Annotated in this window: 2 tRNA genes and 2 rRNA genes; all 4 read right to left on the reverse strand. The window is 49.4% G+C overall.

Annotated elements, in window-relative coordinates:
- A 23S ribosomal RNA gene (locus G504_RS0118025) occupies positions 1 to 1,078 on the reverse strand; the annotation flags it as partial.
- Positions 1,079 to 1,304: 226 nt separating this feature from the next.
- Positions 1,305 to 1,378 (reverse strand) — tRNA-Ala (locus tag G504_RS0118030).
- Between the two features lie 134 nt (positions 1,379 to 1,512).
- Positions 1,513 to 1,586 (reverse strand) — tRNA-Ile (locus tag G504_RS0118035).
- Positions 1,587 to 1,744: 158 nt separating this feature from the next.
- A 16S ribosomal RNA gene (locus G504_RS0118040) occupies positions 1,745 to 3,273 on the reverse strand.
- Positions 3,274 to 3,463: the final 190 nt, after the last annotated feature.

Consider the following 3,463-nt stretch of genomic DNA (forward strand, 5'->3'; position numbering starts at 1 on the left):
GGCAGTTCCACCGCGTTTTGTCAACTTAGCACACACTTGGGGACCTTAGCTGATGGTCCGGGTTGTTTCCCTTTCGGACATGGACCTTAGCACCCATGCCCTCACTGCTGATAAACATTTTATAGCATTCGGAGTTTGTCAGGAATTGGTAGGCGGTGAAGCCCCCGCATCCAATCAGTAGCTCTACCTCTATAAAACTATAATCAACGCTGCACCTAAATGCATTTCGGGGAGTACGAGCTATTTCCGAGTTTGATTGGCCTTTCACCCCTACCCACAGGTCATCCCAAGACTTTTCAACGTCAACGGGTTCGGTCCTCCACTATGTGTTACCACAGCTTCAACCTGCCCATGGGTAGATCACACGGTTTCGCGTCTGCCACTACTAACTAAAGCGCCCTATTCAGACTCGCTTTCGCTGCGGCTCCGCCCCTGAAGGGCTTAACCTCGCTAGCAACGGCAACTCGTAGGCTCATTATGCAAAAGGCACGCCGTCACCACGCCAAGGCGTGGCTCCGACCGCTTGTAAGCGTATGGTTTCAGGTTCTATTTCACTCCCCTGTTCGGGGTTCTTTTCACCTTTCCCTCACGGTACTGGTTCACTATCGGTCTCCCAGGAGTATTTAGTCTTGGCGGATGGTCCCGCCGGATTCACACAGGGTTTCACGTGCCCCGCGCTACTCAGGATACCGCTATCAATAACATCACCTTACCCATACGGGGCTATCACCCTCTATGGCGCAACTTTCCAGTTGCTTCCGGTTCAGTATGCATCGAATATCGCGGTCCTACAACCCCGACATTGCCGAAACAACATCGGTTTGGACTCTTCCACTTTCGCTCGCCGCTACTCACAGAATCACTCTTGTTTTCTCCTCCTCCGGCTACTTAGATGTTTCAGTTCACCGGGTTTGCCTCCCTTGCGGGATACCATGTCTTCAACATGGTGGGTTGCCCCATTCGGATATCTGCGGATCATATCGTATGTGCCAATCCCCGCAGCTTTTCGCAGCTTATCACGTCCTTCGTCGCCTCTGGGAGCCTAGGCATTCCCCATACGCCCTTGCTTAGCTTGTCGCCTCGCCTCGTATTCTTTGGTACTCTTGTACCCTCTCTATTAAATTCGTGTTTTCCCGAGTATATATAACTTACCCTAAAGTAAAATATACACACTCTGTCTCAATATGTCAATGAACGTTCCTTCACAAGTTCCCGATCCCAAAAAACAAAAGCATTGCTTAATACTTCCTGCAATCAAAACCAATTCCCGTGAATTCCGCCATCATTAAAAAAAATGGCTGTCGTGGAGAATACCGGAGTCGAACCGGTGACCTCCTGCGTGCAAGGCAGGCGCTCTAGCCAGCTGAGCTAATTCCCCAATCCTTCGAAATGGAAATTCCAAATTCCAAATTCCAAAAGAGGTCTCTTAAACTTCAGCCTCTAAAATTTCCGTATTCAATATTTCTAACCAATGAACTTATAATCTCCCCATCTTCCCTCGCCTACTACGCGTAGTCTCAGGCAGACTCGAACTGCCGACCTCTACATTATCAGTGTAGCGCTCTAACCAGCTGAGCTATGAGACTGCATTTTTTAAAAGCTTTTTAATAAAAAGCCCTTACCAATAGGATGGGCCCATAGACCAACAACCTACCTATATACTATAATAATGACAAACAGTTATTTTGAAATAAAAAAAACAAAGGTTAGAAAAACAGTCCCCATACTAGACGACTTTCTCTAGAAAGGAGGTGTTCCAGCCGCACCTTCCGGTACGGCTACCTTGTTACGACTTAGCCCTAGTTACCGATTTTGCCCTAGGCCGCTCCTTGCGGTGACGGACTTCAGGCACTCCCGGCTTCCATGGCTTGACGGGCGGTGTGTACAAGGCCCGGGAACGTATTCACCGGATCATGGCTGATATCCGATTACTAGCGATTCCAGCTTCACGGGGTCGAGTTGCAGACCCCGATCCGAACTGTGACCGGTTTTATAGATTCGCTCCTCCTTGCGGAGTGGCTGCTCGCTGTACCGGCCATTGTAGCACGTGTGTAGCCCAGGACGTAAGGGCCGTGATGATTTGACGTCGTCCCCACCTTCCTCGCGGTTTGCACCGGCAGTCCCGTCAGAGTCCCCAACTTTACTTGCTGGCAACTGACGGCAGGGGTTGCGCTCGTTATAGGACTTAACCTGACACCTCACGGCACGAGCTGACGACAACCATGCAGCACCTTGCAAAATGTCCGAAGAAAAGTCTATCTCTAGACCTGTCATTATGCATTTAAGCCCTGGTAAGGTTCCTCGCGTATCATCGAATTAAACCACATGCTCCACCGCTTGTGCGGGCCCCCGTCAATTCCTTTGAGTTTCATTCTTGCGAACGTACTCCCCAGGTGGGATACTTATCACTTTCGCTTGGCCGCCCAGCACTCAAGGTGCCGGACAGCTAGTATCCATCGTTTACGGCGTGGACTACCGGGGTATCTAATCCCGTTCGCTCCCCACGCTTTCGTCCATCAGCGTCAGTCGATAGTTAGTGACCTGCCTTCGCAATCGGTGTTCTATGTAATATCTATGCATTTCACCGCTACACTACATATTCCGGCCACTTCACTATGACTCAAGACAACCAGTATCAAGGGCAGTGCTACGGTTGAGCCGCACCATTTCACCCCTGACTTAATTGCCCGCCTGCGGACCCTTTAAACCCAATAATTCCGGATAACGCTCGGACCCTCCGTATTACCGCGGCTGCTGGCACGGAGTTAGCCGGTCCTTATTCGTACGGTACCGTCACCAGGACACACGTGTCCCTTATTCTTCCCGTATAAAAGCAGTTTACAACCCATAGGGCCGTCTTCCTGCACGCGGCATGGCTGGATCAGGCTTTAGCCCATTGTCCAATATTCCTCACTGCTGCCTCCCGTAGGAGTCTGGTCCGTGTCTCAGTACCAGTGTGGGGGATCCCCCTCTCAGGGCCCCTACCTATCGCTGCCATGGTGAGCCGTTACCTCACCATCTAACTAATAGGACGCATAGCCATCCTGTACCGTCCGAAAACTTTAAACTTAATATGATGCCATATCAAGTTACTACGGGGTATTAATCCAAATTTCTCTGGGCTATCCCCCTGTACAGGGTAGGTTCTATACGCGTTACGCACCCGTGCGCCACTCGTCATCAAAGTGCAAGCACTTTATGTTACCGTTCGACTTGCATGTGTTAGGCCTGCCGCTAGCGTTCATCCTGAGCCAGGATCAAACTCTTCATCGTTGTATCGTAAAATACGTATTTACGCCTAGATAAACTATGAAAACCCTATCCTAACCCTTGTTTGTATTCTTATTCCAAAATAATTTAATTCTTCCGCCTATCCCATCCCTAATTAAAAAGATGAAATAAACAGAAAAACGCTGTCTGTCAATATGTCAATGAACTTACCTAATCAAAGAAATAAAATTCC

This window comes from Eudoraea adriatica DSM 19308, assembly GCF_000382125.1.
In the GTDB taxonomy this organism is placed as follows: Bacteria; Bacteroidota; Bacteroidia; order Flavobacteriales; family Flavobacteriaceae; genus Eudoraea; species Eudoraea adriatica.